Annotated in this window: 15 protein-coding genes; 6 read left to right on the top strand and 9 right to left on the bottom strand. The window is 71.6% G+C overall.

Translation table 11 applies throughout. The features are described from left to right. Positions 1-16: 16 nt before the first annotated feature. The gene (locus LZ199_RS19145) at positions 17-1,459 is read right to left on the bottom strand and encodes an aldehyde dehydrogenase (RefSeq protein WP_253995162.1); all 1,443 of its coding nucleotides are present in this window, start codon (positions 1,457-1,459) and stop codon (positions 17-19) included. 285 nt (positions 1,460-1,744) lie between these two features. Between LZ199_RS19145 and LZ199_RS19140 the strand changes: the two genes are divergently transcribed. Together LZ199_RS19140 and LZ199_RS19135 are read left to right on the top strand one after the other, a co-directional pair. Then, the gene (locus tag LZ199_RS19140; RefSeq protein ID WP_253995161.1) at positions 1,745-3,490 is read left to right on the top strand and encodes a GAF domain-containing sensor histidine kinase; all 1,746 of its coding nucleotides are present in this window, start codon (positions 1,745-1,747) and stop codon (positions 3,488-3,490) included. A 42-nt stretch (positions 3,491-3,532) separates the two neighbouring features. Beyond that, positions 3,533-4,315: an SDR family NAD(P)-dependent oxidoreductase gene (locus tag LZ199_RS19135; RefSeq protein ID WP_253995160.1), complete on the top strand. Its 783-nt coding sequence runs from the start codon at positions 3,533-3,535 to the stop codon at positions 4,313-4,315. Between the two features lie 63 nt (positions 4,316-4,378). Here LZ199_RS19135 and LZ199_RS19130 read toward each other — a convergent pair whose 3' ends face one another. Next, positions 4,379-4,990: an outer membrane beta-barrel protein gene (locus LZ199_RS19130; protein WP_253995159.1), complete on the bottom strand. Its 612-nt coding sequence runs from the start codon at positions 4,988-4,990 to the stop codon at positions 4,379-4,381. Between the two features lie 220 nt (positions 4,991-5,210). Between LZ199_RS19130 and LZ199_RS19125 the strand changes: the two genes are divergently transcribed. After that, positions 5,211-5,996 (top strand): 2-keto-4-pentenoate hydratase, encoded by a 786-nt coding sequence (locus LZ199_RS19125; RefSeq protein WP_253995158.1) that lies wholly within the window; start codon positions 5,211-5,213, stop codon positions 5,994-5,996. A gap of 31 nt (positions 5,997-6,027) precedes the next feature. Here the strand turns inward: LZ199_RS19125 and LZ199_RS19120 are convergent, their stop codons facing one another. The 3 genes from LZ199_RS19120 to LZ199_RS19110 form a co-directional block, all read right to left on the bottom strand. After that, entirely contained in the window at positions 6,028-7,482 is a 1,455-nt protein-coding gene (locus LZ199_RS19120; RefSeq protein ID WP_253995157.1) for a hypothetical protein, read from the bottom strand. A 178-nt stretch (positions 7,483-7,660) separates the two neighbouring features. Beyond that, positions 7,661-8,941, bottom strand: coding sequence for a hypothetical protein (locus tag LZ199_RS19115; RefSeq protein WP_253995156.1), 1,281 nt, complete (start codon positions 8,939-8,941; stop codon positions 7,661-7,663). A 132-nt stretch (positions 8,942-9,073) separates the two neighbouring features. Further along, on the bottom strand, positions 9,074-10,552 hold the full coding sequence (locus LZ199_RS19110; RefSeq protein WP_253995155.1) for an FAD/NAD(P)-binding protein: 1,479 nt from the start codon (positions 10,550-10,552) through the stop codon (positions 9,074-9,076). Positions 10,553-10,721: 169 nt separating this feature from the next. Between LZ199_RS19110 and LZ199_RS19105 the strand changes: the two genes are divergently transcribed. After that, positions 10,722-11,252, top strand: a complete 531-nt coding sequence (locus LZ199_RS19105) for a cysteine dioxygenase (RefSeq protein WP_253995154.1) — start codon at positions 10,722-10,724, stop codon at positions 11,250-11,252. Here LZ199_RS19105 and LZ199_RS19100 read toward each other — a convergent pair. The 4 genes from LZ199_RS19100 to LZ199_RS19085 form a co-directional block, all read right to left on the bottom strand. Then, positions 11,191-12,192, bottom strand: coding sequence for a sensor histidine kinase (locus tag LZ199_RS19100; protein WP_253995296.1), 1,002 nt, complete (start codon positions 12,190-12,192; stop codon positions 11,191-11,193). The two genes, LZ199_RS19105 and LZ199_RS19100, sit on opposite strands and share 62 nt — an antisense overlap. Before the next feature lie 206 nt (positions 12,193-12,398). Beyond that, positions 12,399-13,661 carry a serine/threonine-protein kinase gene (locus LZ199_RS19095; protein ID WP_253995153.1) on the bottom strand — a complete coding sequence of 421 codons (1,263 nt, stop codon included), beginning with the start codon at positions 13,659-13,661 and terminating at the stop codon, positions 12,399-12,401. Positions 13,662-13,798: 137 nt separating this feature from the next. Next, positions 13,799-14,776, bottom strand: a complete 978-nt coding sequence (locus LZ199_RS19090) for a hypothetical protein (protein ID WP_253995152.1) — start codon at positions 14,774-14,776, stop codon at positions 13,799-13,801. A 249-nt stretch (positions 14,777-15,025) separates the two neighbouring features. Continuing rightward, positions 15,026-16,435 (bottom strand): serine/threonine-protein kinase, encoded by a 1,410-nt coding sequence (locus tag LZ199_RS19085; RefSeq protein WP_253995151.1) that lies wholly within the window; start codon positions 16,433-16,435, stop codon positions 15,026-15,028. 283 nt (positions 16,436-16,718) lie between these two features. Between LZ199_RS19085 and LZ199_RS19080 the strand changes: the two genes are divergently transcribed. Next, a complete protein-coding gene (locus LZ199_RS19080; RefSeq protein ID WP_253995150.1) occupies positions 16,719-18,980 on the top strand; it encodes a PAS domain S-box protein in 2,262 nt (753 codons plus the stop codon). Beyond that, positions 18,977-20,776, top strand: a complete 1,800-nt coding sequence (locus tag LZ199_RS19075) for an OPT/YSL family transporter (protein ID WP_253995149.1) — start codon at positions 18,977-18,979, stop codon at positions 20,774-20,776. Before LZ199_RS19080 ends, LZ199_RS19075 begins: the two co-directional genes overlap by 4 nt. Positions 20,777-20,908 lie beyond the last annotated feature (132 nt).

Raw genomic sequence — 20,908 nt, 5'->3', positions numbered from 1 at the left:
GTCTCCGTCCGGCGCGTCACAGCTTGATGCACACGTTCTTCGGCTCGGTGAAGAAGCGCAGCGCTTCCCACCCGCCCTCGCGTCCCACGCCCGAGTCCTTCACCCCGCCGAACGGCGTGCGCAAGTCGCGCAGCATCCAGCAGTTCACCCAGACGATGCCGCTGTGCAGCCGGGAGGCGAAGCGGTGCGCCCGCGTCACGTCCTTCGTCCACACGCTGGCGGCCAGCCCGTACTTCGTGGAGTTGGCCCACGCGAGCACCTCCTCCTCCTTGTCGAAGGGGATGAGCGTGGCCACCGGGCCGAAAATCTCCTCCTGGTTGGTGCGGCACGCCGCGTCCAGGCCCTCGATGAGCGTGGGCTCCACGAACCAACCCTCGGCGCAGCGGCCGGACAGGCTCGCGCGCCGTCCTCCCGTGAGGACGCGCCCGCCCTCCTGCTTCGCCAGGTCGATGTAGCCCATCACCTTGTCGAAGTGCTGCTGCGACACCAGCGCGCCCTGCTCGGTGCTGGCCTCCAGCGGGTCACCCACCTTGAGCGCCCGCGTGCGCGCCACCAGCGCGTCCTTGAAGCGCTCGTAAATCGGGCGCTGCACGAAGATGCGCGGGCCGCAGAGGCAAATCTGTCCCTGGTTGGAGAACGAGGAGCGCACCGTCGTAGCCAGCGCCTCCTCGAAGTCGCAGTCCTCGAAGATGACGTTCGGGTTCTTCCCGCCCATCTCCAGCGACAGCTTCTTGAAGTTCGGCGCCGCCACGCGCGCAATCTCCGAGCCCACGCGGGTGCTGCCCGTGAAGGAGATGGCGGCGATGTCCGGATGCTGGCTCATGGCCGCGCCCACCTTGGGGCCCAGGCCGTGGACGACGTTGAGCACCCCGGGCGGCAGGCCGACCTCGCGGCAGACCTGGGACAGCAGATAGGCCGTCATCGGCGTGACTTCGGAGGGCTTCGCCACCACGCAGTTGCCGATGGCCAGCGCGGGCGCCAGCTTCCACGTCAGCAGATACAGCGGCAGGTTCCACGGCGAGATGCAGCCCACCACGCCCAGGGGCGAGCGCAGCGTGTAGTTGAGCGCCACGCCGTCGGTGGCGTGCGCTTCGCTTGAGAACTGCGTGACAGCATCCGCGAAGAACTCGAAGTTGAGGATGCTGCGCGGGATGTCCACGTTCGCCGCCACGGACAGCGGCTTGCCGGAGTCGATGGACTCCGCGCGGGCGAAGTCACCCAGTCGGGCCCGGATGGCGTCGGCCAGGCGGCGAATCAGGCGGGAGCGCTCGGCGGCGGGCGTGGCGGACCAGGCCGGGAAGGCGCGCGCGGCGGCCTCCACCGCGTGCTGGACGTCGGTGGCGTCCGAGTCCGGCACCTGCGCGTACGTCTTCCCCGTCGCGGGCTCCGGCTTGTCCAGCCACTGGCCACCGCGGGCGGGCAACAGCTCCCCACCGATGTAGTTGAGCACCTTCTCCATGGCCGGACCCTCCGTGCGTGCCCGCCCCACGAGCCGCTCACGGGCGCCCGCCTCCTCGGTCGCCGAGAGGGAGGGGGACCGCGCGAACCGGGGTCGAACGGGGCGCAATGTACGCAACCGACGGAGCCGTCACCAGCATTGCGGCAAGCGCTCTCGTCCGTGTCGTCCGCTCGCGTCAAACGCCTGACGGCCTGGCCTGGCCGGAGGGGGAGCGGGCGTTGAAGCCCCTCGTCACACCGGAGGGGCCAAGGACCGGACGGGGGTTGAGCCCAAGGGGAGTCGAACATGCCGATGGAACCTGTCGCGCCCATGTCCATGGAGGAAGCGCGCGCGGCGGAGGATGCGGACTCGAGGCAGCTCCTGTCGGCCGCGACGGTCGAAGAGGCGCTCGCCGTGCTCGTGGAGATCGCCCGCCGCCTGACGCGCGCCCACCAGGCGACCGTCGTCCTGTCGCCCGCTCCTGGGAAGACGCGGGGGGCGAGCGTCACGTCGCTCTCACGGGCCTACGAGGTCTGGGGCGGCTACGTGGTGCCGTCGAGCGAGGAGCCAGGTCGCACGTCGAGGGAGCGTCGCGCCTCGCGCGGGGAGCCTCGCGGCAGGCTGTCCGTGTCCCTTCCTTCGAGCGCGGGCGTGCTCTACCTCTTCGACCGGGAGGTGGGCGACTTCAGCCGCGAGGACGAGCTGGCGCTCCACCGACTCGCCCGGCTGGCGGGACTGGCGCTGGAGTCCGCGCGCCTCCTTCGAGAGGAACAGCACGCTCGCGCGGAGGCGGAGTCGGCGGAGCAGCGCGCGGCCTTCCTCGCGGACGCCAGTCGCCTGTTGGCCTCCTCCTCGTTGGACCCCAAGGCCACGCTGGACACCCTGGCCCGGCTCTGTGTCCCCATCCTCGCGGACTGGTGCTTCGTCGATATCCTGGACGAGACGGGCACCGTGCAGCGCGTGTCGGTGGCGCACGCCGACCCCAGCCAGGACGCGCTCGCCCAGCGCGTGCGGCGCTTCCCCACCGGACCGGAGGGCAGCAGGCACCCCACCTCCCCCGTGGTCCGTCACGCCGAATCCCTCCTGGTGGACGACGTCAACGAGGCCTGGCTGCGCCGCGTGTCGGTGAGCGAGGCCCACTTCGAGACGATGCGCGAGGTGGGCTTCCACGAAATCCTCTCCGTGCCGCTGCTCGCGCGCGGCCGCTCGCTGGGCGCGCTCACCTTCCTCGCGGTGCGCCCCTCGCGCCACTACAACCAGACAGACTTGGAGACGGCGCAGGACCTGGCCCGCCGCGCCGCGCTGCTCGTGGACAACGCCCGGCTGTACCGCGAGGCGCGCCGCTCCGTGCGCCTGCGCGACGAGTTCCTCGCCGTGGCCAGCCACGAGCTCAAGACGCCCCTCACCCCGCTCCAGCTCCGCCTCCAGTGGCTGCGACGGCAGACGCGCAAGGACCGGCCCTTCCTCCCCACGCCGCTGGTCATCTCGCAGCTCGACGTCGTCCAGCGCCAGGTGGACAAGCTGTCGGGGCTCGTCCACGGGTTGCTGGACGTGTCGCGCCTGTCCAGCGGCAGGCTGGTGCTGCACCGCGAGGACGTGGACCTGGAGGCGCTGACGCGCGAGGCGAAGGACCGCCTGGCCGTCCCCGCCAGCCAGGCCGGCAGCCCCATCTCGGTGTCCGTGCGGGGCGACGTGCGCGGGCACTGGGACCGGATCAGGCTGGAGCAGGTGCTGACGAACCTGCTCGCCAACGCGGTGAAGTACGGCGCGGGTCAGCCCGTGCACGTCGCGCTCCGGGGCGAAGCGGAGCGGGTGGTGCTGTGCGTGGAGGACTCGGGCATCGGCATCGCGCGCGAGTACCAGACGCACATCTTCGAGCGCTTCGGCCGCGCCGTCAGCGAGCGCCACTATGGAGGGCTGGGGCTGGGGCTCTACATCACCCGGCAGATTGTCGAAGCCCACGGCGGCGACATCCAGGTGCGCAGCGAGCCGGAGCTGGGCAGCCGCTTCGAAGTCACGCTCCCCCGGCGCGAAGCCGCCGCGAATGCGTGAGTCGCCCGGCGCTCGGCTATAAGGGCGCTGGGAGGAAACAACATGTCACGCAAGGTGGCCCTCATCACCGGAGCCTCGGCTGGCCTCGGAGTGCATTTCGCGCGGCGCTTCGCCCGGGACGGGCACGACGTCATCCTCGTCGCACGCGGCGCCTCGAAGCTGGAAGAACTCGCCGCCGCGCTGGAGAAGGAGCACGGGGTGAAGGCCCACGTGCTGCCCGCGGACCTGGCGAAGCCGGAGGCCCCCGAGCAGCTCTTCGCGCAGGTGGCCGAGCGCGGGCTGACGGTGGACTTCCTCGTCAACAACGCGGGCTTCGGCACCTCCGGCCCCTTCCTGGACCAGGACGTGAAGCGCGAGGCGGAGATGGTGCAGGTCAACTGCACCGCGCTCCTGAAGCTGGCGCACCTGTTCGCCAGGCCCATGCGCGAGCGCGGCCAGGGCCGCATCCTCAACGTGGCCTCCACCGCCGCGTTCCAGGCCGGGCCCTACATGTCCACGTACTACGCGACGAAGGCGTTCGTCGTGTCGCTGTCGGAGGCGCTGTCGTACGAGCTGAAGGGCACGGGCGTGACGGTGACGTGCTCCTGCCCCGGCGCGACGCAGACGGAGTTCGCCCAGCGCGCGGGCAATGACAAGAGCCGCCTGTTCCAGCGCTCCGGCGTGGCGAAGCCCGAGGACGTGGTGGAGCACGCCTACAAGGCGATGATGCGCGGGAAGGTGCTGGCCGTGCACGGCGCGCTCAATGTCATGGCCTCCTTCATGGTGCGCTTCAGCCCGCGCTCCGCGGCGACCGCCATCGCCGCGGGCCTCAACCAGCAGGCCTGATGCTCCGGGGGCCGTGACGCGTCCGTGAGAGCGGAGGCGTCACGGCCACCCAAAGGCCGACAATCAGTTGAAGGTGGCGGTGAAGAGCAGCGAGAAGCTGGTGATGTCCCAGTCGTCGCCGTCGTTCTCGTTGCTGCGGATGCGGCCCAGCGCCACCTCGCCGCCGATGCCGATGCCCCAGTTGTCGCTCACCCACCACTCCTTGCCCAGGCCCAGGTGCACGCCCACGCCGGAGTCCGTCTCTCCCTCGCGCTCGCCGTCCTGCGTGACGCTGAGCTGGTTGGCCACCACCGCGCCGGAGATGTAGAGGTTGACGGGCATGAAGTAGTACGTGACGCCCAAGCCCAGCCCCGCGTAGTTGCTGGCGACGTCGTCGTCCTCGTCACCTTCAATCGTGACGTCGCCCACTTCGAGGTCCGGGTTCGTCGTCGAGGTGCCGAAGAGCTTTCCGTAGATGATGAAGTTGTCGATGAGGGCGTAGCCCAGCTCCAGGTTGAGGGAGCCGGAGGCGCCCTTGATGGCCAGGTCGAGGTCCTTCGCCTCGGCGCGCGTGTAGCCGATGCCCAGCTGGCCGCGCAGGTAGAAGCCGTCGTGGGTGTGCCGCCCGGGCGTCTCGTCCGCGAACGCCAACGTGGTGGGAAGAAGCACTGCCGCGAAGAGCCAGAGATATCGCATGAAGTGGAGTCCTTGCTTCGGGATGCCCGCCCGGCCGGGGGCCACAACCGGGGTTATGCAGCACGTCGACCTGGTGATTCCAGTCCCCGGAAGCCCCGTGCCTCCGGTGGCGCGGCTTATACCCCGGAGCCGGACAACCCGCGCATCAGCCGCCTCGCCTGGGGCTTCTGGCCGTGCTCTGCTGCGCCGCCCCGCTACACCCCACCTGGAGAGGGATGCAATGACGCAGACCGTGGACCCCTCGGAGCTGGCCCGACGCCTGGACGACGCCCGGCGAGAGCGGCGCGAGCTCCCGCCGCTCACGAACGAGCTGCCCCAGCTCACGCTGCCGGAGGCCTACGCCGTCCAGGAGGCGGGCCTCCAGCTCCGCCTGGCAGCGGGTGAGCGCGTCGTCGGCCTGAAGATGGGCCTGACGTCCGAGGCCAAGCGCAGGCAGATGAACCTGGACTCGCCGGTGTACGGCGTCCTCACGGACCGGATGCGCGTGGCGGCGGACGGCGTGATTCAACTGGGGCGGGGCATCCACCCGAAAATCGAGCCGGAGATCGCGTTCCGCACCGCGCGCGAGCTGCGCGGGACGGTGACGCGCGAGGAGGCGCTGGACGCGTGCGAGTCCGTGTTCGCCGCGATGGAGATCCTCGACTCGCGCTACCGCGACTTCAAGTACTTCTCCCTGCCGGACGTGGTGGCGGACAACTCGTCCTCCTCGCTGTTCGTCCTGGGGGAGGAGGAGCGCTCGCCGCGCGCGCTGGACCTGACGCGCCTGGAGATGAAGATGTCGGTGAACGACGCGCTGGTGCAGTCGGCCCGCTCGGACGCCATCTCCGGGGACCCGGTGCTGTCCGTGGTGCAGCTGTGCGCGCTGCTCGCCGAGCGGGGCCAGGTGCTCCCCGCCGGCAGCATCGTCCTGGCGGGCGCCGCCACGGCCGCGCACATGCTCCAGCCCGGAGACCGGGTGCGGCTTGTCGTGGAGGGCCTGGGCTCCGTGGCGGTGTCTGCCGCGTAGCCGCGCTTCTGCCTCGGTTGCTCGGTGCGCCTCACTGCATCCACGAGGACGACACGCCCGCGCTCACGTGGCGCGGGCGCGTGTCGGTGTCGTGCCAGCGCACCGCGTAGCGGTCCCCGTGCTGGCGCAGGAAGGCGTCCAGTCGCTCCAGGCCCATCCGCTCCGGCATGGGGTGGCGGGGGGTGAGTGCCCGCTTCAGCGCGGGGTGGTAGCGGACGGCGGAGGCGAAGTCGCGCGGGTACTCGCGCTCGTCCACGCCCAGCAGCTCTCCCCGGTCCAGCCCGCGGGAGAGCAGCTCCCGCCAGCGCTGGAGCGGCGCCAGGCCCAGCGAGTCCACGCCCCGGGAGCAGAGCATGAGGAACAGCGCGTCCCAGGGCTCGGACGCGTCCAGGTAGTGCTCCAGCGCGCGCGCGGAAGGGCGCGTGTTGAGCACCATCCAGAAGGGCACCGCGCCGGTGCGCAGCGCCCACCAGGGCTCCAGCAGAATCGAGGACTCCACCAGCAGCTGTCCCAGCGGCATGCGCCTGTCGCGGTACCAGTGCCGGTACAGGTCCGCCACCAGCGGGCTGAGCGCCTCCGGCTCCGGATAGACGATGCGCCGCAGCCGCCAGCGCCGCTTGCGCGCCAGGCGCTGGAGGTCCTCGCTCAGCGCGGGCTCGAAGCCCCACTCCGCTTCCGGGCTGTCGCTGTCCGGCGGCGGCGTGGGCCAGCGCGGATGGGGTGAGCCCTGGCTCTTCAGCCACGCCGCCACGCGCGGGCCGCCCAGGTAGTACTCGTCCGGACTCGCTCCGCCGAGCGCCCCCTGCTGGAAGACGTGCCGCTCGCCCTGCCGCAGCGTGGGCCAGCGCAGCTCGCACTCGGACACGAAGAGGGTGGCGCCGGGCTCCAGCACGTCCTCCAGGAAGCGGACATAGGCGGTGCCCAGGCGGCGGCGCTTCACCCGGAAGTGCGTCAGGCCTCGCAACAGGAGCCGGTCGTGGTTGGCGTCGTGCGTGTGGTGCAGTTGGAGGTCCGGATGGGACTCCAGGAGGCGGCGCGCGGGCTCCCTGGCGAAGTCCAAGTCTTTCAAGGGCTCGTCCACGGGCACGCGCCCGTCATGGCGCACGGACAACAGCTGCGTCTGGGGCAGCCACGGAATGCCCAGCGCCGCGCACAGGTGGACCAGCGCGCCATTGGAGGCGCCCACCACGGCGGCCGGGTAGCGCCGGCGTGGATAGCGGGCCACCACCCAGCGCGCCACGGCCTCCGCGTCGAAGTGCGTCAGCGCGTCCGGCGTGAGGGCCTCCGCCAGTCCCCCGCGGACATAGGCGGCCTCGCGCAGCGGCACGGAGAGGCGGTTGACCACCGGGAGGAGCGTCTCGAACAAGGAGTGGGTGTGCCGGTGCGTGCCCAGCGTGGGGAAGTCACGGCCGTGCAGGAAGCCCGCGAGCGCGCGCAGCATGGCGGCCGAGGAGTCGAGGTCCGCGACGAAGCGGCGCGCCCTCATGGCGGCCCTCCCTGGCGTCCGGCGCACCGCGGCATGCCCCGGCAGTGGCTCCTTGCGTGCGGCAGGCCCATTCCCCCTCCGAGGCTGCGACGGCGTCCAGCAGGAAGGTAGGCCCTGAAGGGCACCCGAGCAGGCCGCCGACACCCGCCCGAGGGGAGGGGAGGCGTGCGTGCGTCGCTCAGGGCTCCGGCCGGCGCGCGGTGGGAGGGGCGTCCGCCGTCACGCGCAGGCCCTGGGCCGAGTGCGCGCGAGCGCAGGGCTGGATGCGGGCCTCCGACGGGCCCAGCGTCTCCAGCACGAAGGAGGAGTCCTTGTGGTGGGGAGGGGACTCCGGCCAGTGGCCCCGCTCGGCGCGCGCCAGGTCCACCTCCGCCAGGGTGATGAGCGCGTCATGCTGGAGCCTGCGCAAATCCAGCCGCTCCGCGTACTCGCCATAGGTGGCGATGTGCGGCCCGTGGATGGAGCCCAGCCGCTCCTCCTCCTCGCTCGCCTCCAGCAGCGCGAAGGCCCTGCGGCGCGCCGGCGTGGGCAGGTCCGCCGCGGCCGTCAGCGCGTCGAAGCCCTCCACCAGCGTCCACCACGCGCGCCGCGAGCCCAGGGGGCCGTCGTCGATGGCCTCCTCGTCCCGCAGCTCCAGCGGCACGCAGTCCTCGCTGTGCGGCGGCAGCGCGGCCAGGGCCTCGTCGGACAAGAGGCCCCGGAAGTAGACCAGCTGCACCAGCGCGGACTCGTGGCGCAGCGACAGGGAGAAGGGCGCGAAGCCCTCGGCCAGCTTCATCAGCTGGGCAATCGCCAGCCGCTTGCGCTCCGTCGGCGCCGCGTCCAGCGCGTCCGCGCACGGCCGGTAGAGCACGCCGTGGCCCGTCGCGGAGAGCAGCTGTCCCTCCATGCCCCCGCCCAGCTCCAGCTCGCGGCTCAGCGCCAGCGCGTCCAGGCACGTGTCCAGCGCCGCCAGCGGCAGGCCCTGGGCGAGCTTCAGCCGCGTGTCCAGCGCGGCCAGGTTCACCACGTACATCAACGCGAACTTCCCGTTCGCCCGCGCGTGGGTGACGGGCGCGAGCACGCCCAGCCGCTCCGGCAGCCCTCCGAACTCCGCGTGTGTCGCCGCCAGCACCCGCTCCAGCAGGGGCCGCGCGCGCTCCAGCGTCTCGCCGCACGCCGAGGGCAACGACGACGTCGGCAGCTTCCCGTCCGCCACGTCCCGGCAGTGCTGCCCCAGCGTCGAGTCCGGCCCCGTGCCCGACTTCTGCCGCTCCTGATACAGGTGCAGCACGTCTTCCAGCAGCGGCTCCAGGTGGCGGGCGAAGGTGCCCGGGCTCGGGGGCTGCACGTGCGAGGGCCGCGCGTACCGCGCCTGCGCCAGCTCATTCACCTCGCGCACCAGTCGCTGCTCCAGCGGCCCCGTGCGCAGCTGCAGGTAGGCCAGGCTGCCCGCGCAGACGAGGAGGAGGGCGAGCATGCCTCCTGCCACGGGGATGAGAGCGCGATGGGAAGTCATGAGGGGGAAGCCCGGCGGCCGGAAGCCTCGCACGAAACCCCGGCTCCAGGGGTTTCCACTCTTCCGTGGACAGGCTCCTCCGCCAGTCTAGTCTCAGCCGGCGCTGCGCCGGGGGGCGACGAAGCCGCGTCCCAGCCGCTTGAGCAGGTGCTCGGACAGGGCGCGAGCCTGGGCGCGAATCTCCGGGACGGCCGTCGTCTCCCACAGCTCGCCGCGCCGCAGGGGGCCCAAGGTGAACAGGCGCCCCCCGGCATGCCCGCGCGCGTCCAGCAGCGCCCCGTGGCCGTCGGTGTCCAGGCCCAGGCCGAGGGCGTCCGGACGCGCCCGGCCTTCCTCCGCGAGCCGATGCAGCAGCGGATGGCCATGGCGGGTGACGTCGCCCTCCGGGCCCGTGCAGTTGACCACGTGGTGGACCTGGAGGTCCTCCTCGCGCCGCTCGCCCCGGCGCCGCACGCGCACCCGCACCGCGTCCGCGTCATCCAGATGGAAGCTCCGCACGCGGGCCGCGTGCAGCCTCAGCCGGCCCTGGGTCCTCAGCCGCTCCAGGCCGTCCGCCACGTCGGGTGCCATGCGGTGGCGGTGCACGTCCCAGTAGGCGCGCAGGTGCCGCAGGAAGCGCCGGCGCTCTCCGGAGTCCAGCCGCTGCCACAGCGGCACCGTCACCGGCCGCAGCGCGTCCACCACCGAGCGCCAGCTCGCCCCGGCGTCCGTCGCGCGTCTCACCTCGTGGCGCAGCACGCGCAACAGCGCGCGCACCCGCACGGGGATGGGATGGGCCTGCTCCGGGGCGCGCAGGCCGTGGTCGCGCAGCGCGCGCAGCACGTCGCGGATGCCGGGCGAGGCATAGGTGCCCTGGAGGACGGTGCGCGGGTGGCGGTGTGGCAGGAGTCCATGGCGCGACAGCGCGTGCAGCGCTCCCCGGTGGCCGCGCTCCTCCAGCGACAGCACCGCATCCACCATGGTGAGCCCCGTGCCGATGAGCAGCACCGTGTCGTCCGCGCCAATGCCGTCCAGCGCGCCCGGCGCCCACGGCGAGCGGTGGTAGCGCGGGCTTGTGTACAGCCCGCCATCCTCCACGCGCAGGTCCGCGGGGTTCGCGTTGCCCAGCGCCAGCACCACCGCTCGCGCGACGAGCTCCACGCCGCCTCGGGTCGTCAGCGTCACCAGCCCGCCATGCTCGCGCGCCGACGTCACCTCGCCCGACAGCGTCTCCAACTGGACACCCTGGGGCGCGCGGGCGATGGACTCCTCCAACACGGCGTCCAGGTACTGGCCGTAGCGCAGCCGGGGGACGAAGTCTCCGCCCTCCGTGTCGGGCGTCTCCTGACGCAGCCAGCGCAGGAAGTGCTCGGGCTCCTCCGCGAAGGCGCCCATCCGCGCGGCCGGGACGTTGAGCAGGTGACGCTGGCTGCGCGTCGAGTAGGCGAGCCCCTGGCCCACCTGCCCGCCTCGTTCCACCAGGAGGATTCGGAAGGGGGCGCGGGCCTGCCTCAAGAGGTGGATGGCCAACAGCGTTCCACTGGCCCCTCCCCCCACCACGGCCACGTCCCAGGGACTGCTCTGAACTCGCACGCCGCAATCCTATGTCCGCCCTTGTCCCACGGCATCCCAGCGCACGAGCGTGGACAATCGAATGACAACCCCTGGCCAGGGTCCCAGGCCGTGTCCACACTCCCACGCACATCCCGGGAGATCCATGCGAGAGCGCCCCAAGGAAGACTGGGACGGAGAAGTCCCGGACATGAGAAGCCTGCTCGGCTGGCCGCTGCCAGAGCGCAGGGAGTCCATCCCCTCGCTGTCGTGGCTGGTGGACCGGCTCCGCGACAGCCGGCCTGACTGGGGGCTGTTGGAGTCACTCATCCAGTTCGACGAGTCGCGCTACGTGCGCAGGACGCTGGCGAAGACGGAGGCGTGTGAGCTGCTGCTGGTGTGCTGGGGGCCGGGTCAGGGCTCCCTCGTCCATGACCACGGCGGCTCGTCCGGAGTGTCCCTGCTGGTGCGCGGCGCGGTGAGGGAGACGCGCTACGCGTGGGCGGGCGACAGGCTGCTGCCCGAGCTGTCCGTGCGCGCGCAGGAAGGGGACTTGATGCTCGAGGAGCCGGACACCATCCACCGCGTCCTGAATACGACGCGTCGCGGCGCCGTGTCGCTGCACCTCTACGCGCCGCCGATGGAGGGCATGACGCCCTATGACGACCAGGTGGTGTCGCTCAAACCACCGCGTCCAGTTGTCGCGGGGGCTGGGCGAAGGCGCCGGCCACGGGCAGGGTGACGCGGAAGATGCTGCCTTGCCCTGGCGCGCTCTCCACCGTCAGCGTGCCGCCCAGGGACGTGACGATGCCATGGCACACCGCCAGGCCCAGGCCGGTGCCCACGCCCAACGGCTTGGTGGTGAAGAACGGGTCGAAGATGCGCTCGCGGTGCTCGGGGGAGATGCCGCAGCCGGTGTCGCGCACCTCCACCGAGACGACGCGGCCGGCCATCGCCTCGCGCGCGACGACGCGCACCTCGTTCAGCTCCACCTGGCCGGGCACAATCGCCTGCGCCGCGTTGAGCAGGAGGTTGAGGAACACCTGACCCAGCCGCGAGCCATTGCCCTGCACGGGCGGCACGCCGTCGCACTCGACGATGAGCCGCGCGCGGTGCCGCAGCTCGTGCATGGCCATCTTCGCCGCCGTGCGCACCACCGCGCCCACGTCCGAGGGCCCGCTGCCCACGTCCTCGGAGCGCGACAGCGTCTGCAAGTCGCGCACGATGAGGCGGATGCGCTCCGCGCCGTCGCGCGTCTCCGCCAGCGCCTCCAGCACCTCCTGGCGCTCGCGCTCGGGGAGCTGCTCCTTCTGCTGGAGCTCCTGGTGGATGTACTCCAGGTTGCTGAGGATGAAGGCGAGGGGGTTGTTGATTTCGTGCCCCACGCCCGCGGCGATGCGCCCCAACGCAATCAGCCGGTCCGCGAAGAGCAGCTGGGCCTGGGTGGCGTGGAGCTGCTCCAGGCTGCGGGACAGCTTCGCGTTGGCGGCCTCCAGCTCCGCGGTCCGCTCGCGCACCGTCTCCTCCAGCCGCCTGCCCGCCTCGCCGGCCTCGCGGGCGACGTCCAACCCCGGGCCCTCCGCTGCTTGTGAAAATCCCGCACGAGCCTGGAAGGCGCGCCGCAGCGTGCCGCGCCGCTGCGCCACCGCCGACATCAACAGGACCCTGGCTCGTAGCGTCATCACGTCGCAATCTCGGCGTCAGGTGTCCGTCCCGAGCACTTCGCGGGGGCGGGGCGGACCTTCCCAGTCAACACCGCCGGGACGTGTCCGGCAAGGAGCCGATGTCGGCTCGCGCGAGGGTGCGTGTCTGTCCAGACGGGTAGTCGACGCCAGCGCTCCGAAGCGGCGCTGACAGCGTTGGCGACTGGAAGGTCAGCCCACACACGTCACCGCGCCGGCGAGGAGCCGGGAGTGGGACGCGGTGTGGGCATAAGGGGGCCTCGAGGGTGAGGCTCCGCGTCGCCGTGCTCCGGCGTGGGCGCGCGGCTGCTCAACGTCAGCGCGAGCAGGGGAGGTGGCCAGCGCCGCATCCACCACACGCCACCCACCAGACACACCCCCACCCCCAGGGCCAGCAGGGCGCGCGGTAACTCGATGGCGCGAGCCTCCCGCGTCACCGGCCGGGCCCGGACGACGAGTCCGGGTGCTTCGGCGGGACTGGAGATGGCCTGAATCGCGGGCAGCATCCCGGAGCCCGTCGAGCGCCGCCCGCGTGACGGGGGGCGCGGGCCGCCCTGCGCGTCCACCCGCACGTCCGCCGCGTCCGGGAACAAGGGCACGTCCCACGCCGCGTCCGCGCTGGCGAGCGCCGTCTCCAGCTCCGCGCACCAGGTGCTCGCGGTGCCTCGACGCCAGGGCTGCTTGGCGAGCAGCCGCAGACACAGCTCGCTGAGCGCCCACGGCACCCGGGGGTTGAGCAGGGCGGGCGTTACCGGAGGGTGGTGGATGACGGCCACCTCGCCTTCGGGCGTCTCCACGTTCTCGAACGGGTAGCGCGCGGTGAGCATCCAGTAGAGGACGACGCCGAGCGCGTACAGGTCATCCGCCACGGTGGCCGGGTACACGCCCGCGCGGCGCTCGTGGCGGAAGGCCAGGGCCTCCGGGCTGCGGTAGCGCGGCGTCCCTGGGGGCAGCACCCCGCGCGGCAGCCGGGGCGCTCCGGAATAGACACCCACGCCGAAGTCCATCAGCACCGGCGTGCCGTCCTCCTCGCGCACCACCACGTTGGCTTCCTTGATGTCGCGGTGGAGCACGTCCGCGGCATGCGCGGCCTCCAGCCCGCGCGCCATGCCCAGCGCCAGCCGCGCCGCCCGCCGCGCGCCGGGGTTCTCCTCCTCCACCCACTGGGCCAGCGGGCGCCCGTGCACGTACTCCATCGCCAGATAGAGCCACTCGGGCGCCTCCGGAGGGAACAGGCCGCCGTCGCGGAAGCCCACCACGTTGCGGTGGGCCAGCCGCGTCAGGATGGCGACCTCGCGCTGGGCCCAGCCACCCAGTTGCACCAGTGACTGGAGCTTGAGCGCCACGGACTGGCCGTCGCGCGTGGCGCGGTACACCACGCCACAGCCTCCCGCGCCCAGCAGTCCCTCCACCGTGTAACCGGCGATGTCGGTGCCCTCGGGGGCATCCAGGAAGTGAAGACCGTTCATGCGACCTCCCGTGTCCGGCCCAACCTCGGGAATGGGGAAAGACTAGCACCACCCAGGGGGACGTCCCCACCGGCGGGGGCCCTCACGGACCCAACGCACCGGCGCGGACTGTGTCGCGAAAGACGAACGCCTCGCCCTCAGGGGCAGGCGCCGCAGTCCGCGCGGCAGCTCAGCGCGGTGGTGCCCGTGCCGCAGCGCTCGGTGAACTGGCAGGTGCCGTCGCCGCAGCGATAGATTTCCTGCGGGCGGATGCGCGCGGTGATGGGGCGGTACGGCCTCCCGTTGTACGTGCAGCTCGTGTAGTAGGGCGAGGACGCGGTGCTGCCCTGGCAATACGTGGCGCACATGCCCACGTGGGTGATGGGCGGGCAGGCCTGCTCCGTGCCCGACGCCAGTCCACACGTGCGCGGGGTGCTCTTGTCCGCGGACAGGTAGGCCTGGTCATTGGCCGCGAAGACGCCGGTGCCGTCGAACAGGTTGCCGAAGTAGCACGCCTCCTGCTCGCCGTAGGTCGCCAGCTCCTGCGACGTGTACGGAATGGGCGCGTCCGAGCTCGACGTGGTGAGGCCCAGCACGGAGATGGGCACGTGCAGGCCGTACTTGTTCGCATGCGCCGCGAGGCAGGCGGAGACCACCTGCTGCTCCGCCTCCGTCGCCGGCAGCCCCGATGCCCAGCCCGGCGCCAGCCCCAGCGCCCCGAGCCACATGTGCGTGATTCCCGTCACCGGATTGGTGAACATGCGGGCGACCCCCGGCTGCACCGCGCACGTCACCACGTAGGACATCACCGCGTCCGCATTCACCGGGTCCTGGGTGAACCACGTCGTGAAGCCATTCGTTGAGAGGCCATTCGTTGAAAGGCCATTCGTTGAAAGGCCATTCGTCGAGAGGCCATTCGTGGACAGGCCATTCGTCGAGAGGCCATTCGTCGAGAGGCCATTCGTGGTGACCTGACTGTGGCGCAGGTGCCCCAGCTCCTCCCCCACCGGTTCCACTTCCACTCCACAGGCCCCCGCTCCGAGCGCCAGGCTCAGGAGCCCCACCATCCATCCCCGAGCCCGAGACGGGTGGGTGCTGGTGTGACGACGCGACGGCGAGGCTGGTGTGTGGTGCATGCTTTTCCCCCGTGTGTGGCGGTCAGCGCTCGCTGGCCACCTTGTCGCCCACCAGTTCCAGCATTCCCAAAGAATGCTGCTGTAGCTGATGGGTTCGACAAGTTTTGCCGGGGGTTCAGCCGTCCTGCATGCCGTAGGAGCAGTAATTTTCCCGTGTCGGATGAATCATAACAGTCAGGGTGTAAAGTCCAGAACTCAGAGAGTCATGGATGAGGTGGAATCAACGAATACCTGTGATTCCCGGGAGGCCTAATTCGGTTCCGGGAATTCCAGGGACAGCACGGCGGCGGGGGTGAGGGCGAAGCCCTCGGGTCCGCGCAGTCGCCAGGCGCCCACGTCGGTGACGGGGCCTCCGACGACTTCGGACTCTCCGGTGTCGCCGCGCGTCTCGGCCTGGCCCAGGTGCAGGCACAGGTGGACGGTGGCATCCACGGGGTCGGCGAGCTTCTGCGCGGCCTGCTGGAGGATGCGCAGGGAGCGCTCGGCCTCGCGCAGGTACGCGGTGCGCTCCGGGGTGGGCGCGCCGTTCTCCAGGGGGCGCACCGCCAGGAGCGTGGTGCCGGACTGGAGCGCGAGCAGGAAGCCTCCGCCGCGCAGGCCCTGCTCCAGGCCATCCAGCACGTCGGCGAGCACGGCGTACATCGCGTCGTCGTCCTGGGCGGCCAAAGGCAGCACCACCTCCGCGTGGACGGCGAGCGCCAGCCGGGTGCGGTGGGTGGGTTGGACGGGCTCCTCGGCGGCGTCCGCGAGCGCGGCGAGGAAGGCGCCCACGGTGGTGAAGCGGCGGCTGGCGTCCTTCTCCAGGCAGCGCAGCACCACCGCGTCCACCGCGGGCGACACCGGGGCGATGGCGCTGGGCCTGGGCGCGGGCGCCTCCAGGTGCAGCCGCTCCAACTCCATCCGGTCCTCGCAGAGGAAGGGGTAGCGGCCGGTGAGCAACTGGTGCAGCAGCACGCCCAGCGCGTAGATGTCCGTGTACGGGCCAATGGTGCCGCCGCGGAACTGCTCGGGGGCCATGGCGTGCGCGGTGCCCAGCCGCTGGCCGGCGATGGTGAGGCCCTCCTGCGTGCCCTCCGCGTGCATCAGCTTGGCGATGCCGAAGTCGAGCAGCTTCACCCGGGGCTTCTCGCCCTCCTCCACGACGAGGATGTTGCTGGCCTTCAAGTCGCGGTGGACGACGCCCGCGCGGTGCGCCGCCTCCAGCGCGCCGCACACGGGCTCCAGGTAGGCGCGCGCGCGGGACGCGGACAGCCGGCCGCGCTCCTGCACCACCTGGCCCAGCGTGCGGCCCGCGAGCAGCTCCATGACGTAGTAGGGGCTGCCGTCCGGCATCAGCCCGAAGTCATAGACATCCACGATGTTGGGGTGGCGAATCTGGTTCACCACGCGGGCCTCGCGCACGAAGCGCTTGAGCATCTCGCCCTGGTCCGCCAGGTGGGGGTGAAGCACCTTCACCGCGGCGCGGCGGCCCAGAATCCGATGCTCGGCTTCGTAGACGCTGCCGTGGCCACCGGAGGCGAGCAGGGCCTTGAGGATGTACTCGCCCGCGAGCGTGCCGGGGCCCCTGTCGCCTTTGCCCGCATCGCCGCGCCCTCGCTCGGAGCCATGCAGATCCGCCCGTGCCTGGATGCGGAACGTGCTCTCGGAGTCGGCCGCCATGTGTGGAGGGCACCCTAGCACCCACCTTGGAGCCCTGCTGCACGCCCCGGGCCCGAAGCGACCGCCGCGTCGCGCCAATCCCCGTCATGCGTTCACCACCCATCACCTCGGGTGGGGGGGCAGAGGGGCAGATGTTGCCTTGCGTATGCTCGGGCGCCCCAACACCCCGGGTGGTTGGACGCCGTGGCCAGGGACTGCTGGATTCCCGGGACGTGACCTCACGCGCGCGAGTCGGGGTTGGTCGGGTGGACGGACGCGGCGCGGGGGCCCGGGGGGCCTCTTGATGACGACCTTGGATGACCTCACCACCTGCGCGGGGATGGCGCTGGCTCCGCCTTCCTCGACGGGCGCCTGCCTCATCCTCATCAGCACGACGACGCCGGCGGCCATCGGCAAGGCGTACCGGCTGGAGCCGGGGGAGCACATCATCGGCCGGGGCTCCGAGGCCACGGTGCGCATCGACGACCACGGGGTCTCCCGCAAGCACGCCCGCATCATCCGCTCGCCCGACGGGGGCTGCCACGTCACGGACCTGGAGTCGACCAACGGCACGCTGCTCAACGGCACGCCCATCGCCACCGCGGAGCTCCAGGAGGGGGACCGGCTCCAGATTGGCACCGTCACGGTGTTCCGCTTCTCCAAGCGGGAGCTGCTGGAGCAGCGCGAGGAGCAGCTCAGGCAAGCGCTGTCCGCCGCGCGCGTGGGCATCTGGGATTGGAATGCGCAGAGCGGCCGGGTGACGTGGAGCGAGCACGTGGACCGGCTGCTCGGGCTGCCCGTGGGCAAGCTGTCCGGCCGGGCCATGGAGCTGGAGGAGGTGGTGCACCCCGCGGATCTGCCGCGCGTGCGCGAGTCCTTGTCCACCGCGTTGGAGAAGAAGACGCAGGTGGACGTGGACTACCGCATTGAACCGCAGGGCAGCGGGTGGCGCTGGATCTCCTGCAAGGGTGACGTGCTGTGCGACGCGTCCGGCATGCCCGCACGGGTGACGGGCACGGTGATGGACATCACCGCGCGCAAGCAGGCCGAGCAGGAGCTGAACCGCCAGGCGCTCATCTTCGAGAGCATCTACGACGGCGTGGTGATTACCGACTTGGGCGGCGGCATCATCGACTGGAACGCCAGCGCGGAGCGGATGTTCGGCCGCAACAAGACGGAGGCCATGGGGCAGACGCTCTTCCGCGTGTTGCACCCGGACGAGCCGGACCGGCTCACGGGCATGGTGCTGGCGGCGCTGGAGAAGCAGGGGCGGTGGACGGGGGAGTTGGAGTTCAAGCGGCGCGACGGCACCACATGCTGGTGCGAGTCCGTCGTCGTCCCGCTGCGCGACAGCGAGGGGCGCACGATTGCGAACATCATGGTCCACCGCGACACGTCGGAGCGAAAGCAGCTCCAGGCGCACCTCGTCGTGGCGGACCGGCTGGCGTCGGTGGGCACGCTGGGCGCGGGCGTGGCGCACGAAATCAACAACCCGCTGGCCTACATGCTCGTCAACCTTCACCTGGTGCGCGAGGGGCTGGAGCGGATGGAGAGCCAGGTGCCCGCGGCGGCCATCGCCTCGCTCCAGCAGCTGGTGCGCGAGACGACGGAGGGCGCCGAGCGCATCGCCACCATCGTCCGCGACTTGAAGGTCTTCGCGCGGGGCGAGCAGGAGGTGCGGCTGATGCCGGTGGACGTGCGCCGCGCGGTGGAGCTGGCGTGCAAGATGGCGGACAACGTCATCCGCCACCGCGCGCGGCTGGTGACGGAGTTCGAGCCGGTGGCCCCGGTGGAGGCCAGCGAGTCGCGGCTGTGCCAGGTGTTCCTCAACCTGCTGCTCAACGCGGCGCAGGCGATTCCGGAGGACCGCTCGCCCGAGCACGAGCACGAAATCCGCGTCGTCATCCGCGCGGGAGACCGCGGCCGGGTGCTGGTGGAGGTGCGCGACACGGGCATGGGCATGTCGCCGGAGGTCATGGACCGCATCTTCGACCCGTTCTTCACCACCAAGCCGGTGGGCGTGGGCACGGGGCTGGGGCTGTCCATCTGCCACGGCATCATCGAGTCCATGGGTGGCTCCATCCACGCGGAGAGCGAGCCGGGCAAGGGGAGCACCTTCCGCGTGGTGCTGCGCGCGGCCACGCGGGAGCTGGAGGTGTTGCCCCGGCTGACGGCGGTGGTGGCCGCCAACGCGCGGGCGCGCATCCTCGTCGTGGATGACGAGCCGAACGTGACGCTGGCGCTCCAGCGCTCGCTGGCGTCGGACCACGAGGTCGCCACGGCGAACAGCGCGCAGGCGGCGCTGCGACTGCTCAACGACGGCAGCAGATTCGACCTCATCCTCTGCGATGTGATGATGCCGGGGATGACGGGCATGGACCTGTACCACGAGCTGGGTCGCAGCGTGCCGGACCAGGCGGGCCGCATGGTGTTCATGACCGGCGGCGCCTTCACCCCGCGCACGGTGTCCTTCCTGCGCGACGTTCCGAATCTGAAGATTTCGAAGCCGCTGGACCTCACGCAGCTCCGCGAGCTGGTGGGCCGTTCGGCGGAGGCGGGAAGATGAGCAGTCCCCCGAAAGCCCTCGTGTCCTCCACCCCCGCCGTCCCCGAGTCCGCCAGCGACGCACCGCTGGCGTTGGTCCCCGAGTCCGCGCCATCCCCTGTCCGAGAGTCCCGGGAGTGGTCGGCGCGCGCGCTGGGGATGGGGCTCGTCGTCGGTGCGCTCCTGGCCGTCACCAACGTGTCCATGGGGTTGAAGCTGGGCTGGTGGGAGAGCGGCTCCGTCACGGCGGCGGTGCTGGGCTTCGGTGGCCTGGCGGCGGTGTCGCGCAGGCGCGGCTCGCCGTACACCCCGCTGGAGAACAACCTCACGCAGGTGGCGGCCGTGTCGGTGGGCGCCATGCCGGCGGCGGCGGGGCTCTTGGGGCCCTTGCCGGCGCTGATGCTGATGGGATTGGACGTGCCCGGCGTGGGAGTGGCCGTGTGGAGCGTGGCGCTGGGCGTGCTCGGCGTACTGGCCGCGCACCTCTTGCGGCGTCGTCTGCTGGAGGAGGAGGCGCTGGCCTTCCCCACGGGAATCACCACGGCGGAGCTCATCACCGCGATGCACGCCTCGGAGCCCGAGGAGAATCGCGGGCGCGGCGTGTGGCTCGCGGTGGCGGCGGTGGTGTCCACGGGAGTCACCGTGGTGCGGGACGTGCTCCAGAAGCTGCCGGGCATGGTGGCGGCGCCGGGCTCGATGGGCGGCGTTTCGGCGGCGTCGCTGACGTGGGGCCTGGCGTGGAGTCCCATGCTGGTGGCGGTGGGGATGATGGCGGGGCTGCACCTGGGCCTGAGCATGCTGGTGGGCGCGCTCGTGGGCTGGGGCGCGCTGGCGCCGTGGCTCTTGAGCACGGGCGCGGTGAAGGAAGCGACCTATGACTCGCTGTTGAACTGGCTCACGTGGCCCGGCGTGGGGTTGCTGGTGGGCTCGGCGATGGTGTCGCTCGCGGCGCAGGCGCGTGACTTCTGGGGCGCGGCGAAGGACGTGGGCTCACTGAAGTGGAGTGGCGTGCTTCCCCGGTGGGCGTGGCTGTGCGGTGGCGCGGCGGGCGTGTTGACGCTGGGGCTGGGCGTGGCCCTGTTTGGGATGAGCGTGCCGCAGGTGCTGCTGGCATTGGGGGTGCTGCTGCCCTTGTGCGCGGTGTGCGCGCGAGGCGCGGGACAGGTGGATGTCTCGCCAGTGACGCAGGTAGGGCAGCTCTCCCAGGTGGCGGCGGGCGTGCTGCTGCCTGGCGCGGTGGCGCCGAATATCGCTGTGGGTGGCGTGGTGTCCGGCGCGGCGGCGCAGACGGGCGTGAGCATGTGGGCGCTCAAGGCAGGGCACCTCCTGGGAGCTTCGCCGCGGCGGATGCTCGGGGCGCAGTTGGTGGGGGCGCTGGCGGGCTCGCTGGTGAGCGTGCCGGCGTACCTGCTGCTGACGCGGGCGTACGGGCTGGGCTCGGAGGCGCTGCCGGCACCGTTCTCCCATCAGTTCCGAGCGGTGGCGGAGCTGGCGGTGAAGGGGCTCTCGGGCCTGCCGCCGAACGCGGCGCTGGCGGGCGGTATCGCGGCGGGTGTCGGCGCGCTCCTGACGGTGCTTTCGCGGGGTCGCGCGGCGCGGTGGATGCCGTCACCGGTGGCGATGGGGATTGGCTTCATCCTGCCCGCCTATTTCGCGGTGACGCTGTGCCTCGGTGGAGCACTGGCTGCGCTGGCCCGGTGGCGCTGGCCCCAGGCGACGGTGCGCAACGTGCCCGCGCTGGCGGCGGGGGCGATTGCCGCGGAGTCGCTGGTGGGAGTGCTCATCGGTGCGCTGAAGCTCTTGGGCTTCATGGCGTAGCGCGTGCGTTGGGGCGCGAGAACTCGGCCTTCGTGGCTCCGGGCCTCATGGCGTAGCGGGCGCGTAAACGCTCGCGAGCGTGCTCAGCCCAGCTGACGTCGGTGCGCGGCGGACCGGTGTTCGGGAGAGCCC

Origin of the sequence: Myxococcus qinghaiensis, assembly GCF_024198215.1 — a bacterium.
Classification (GTDB): domain Bacteria; phylum Myxococcota; class Myxococcia; order Myxococcales; family Myxococcaceae; genus Myxococcus; species Myxococcus qinghaiensis.
The sequence above is the reverse complement of the archived record's forward strand: the minus strand, read 5'-3'. Positions and strand labels throughout refer to the sequence as shown.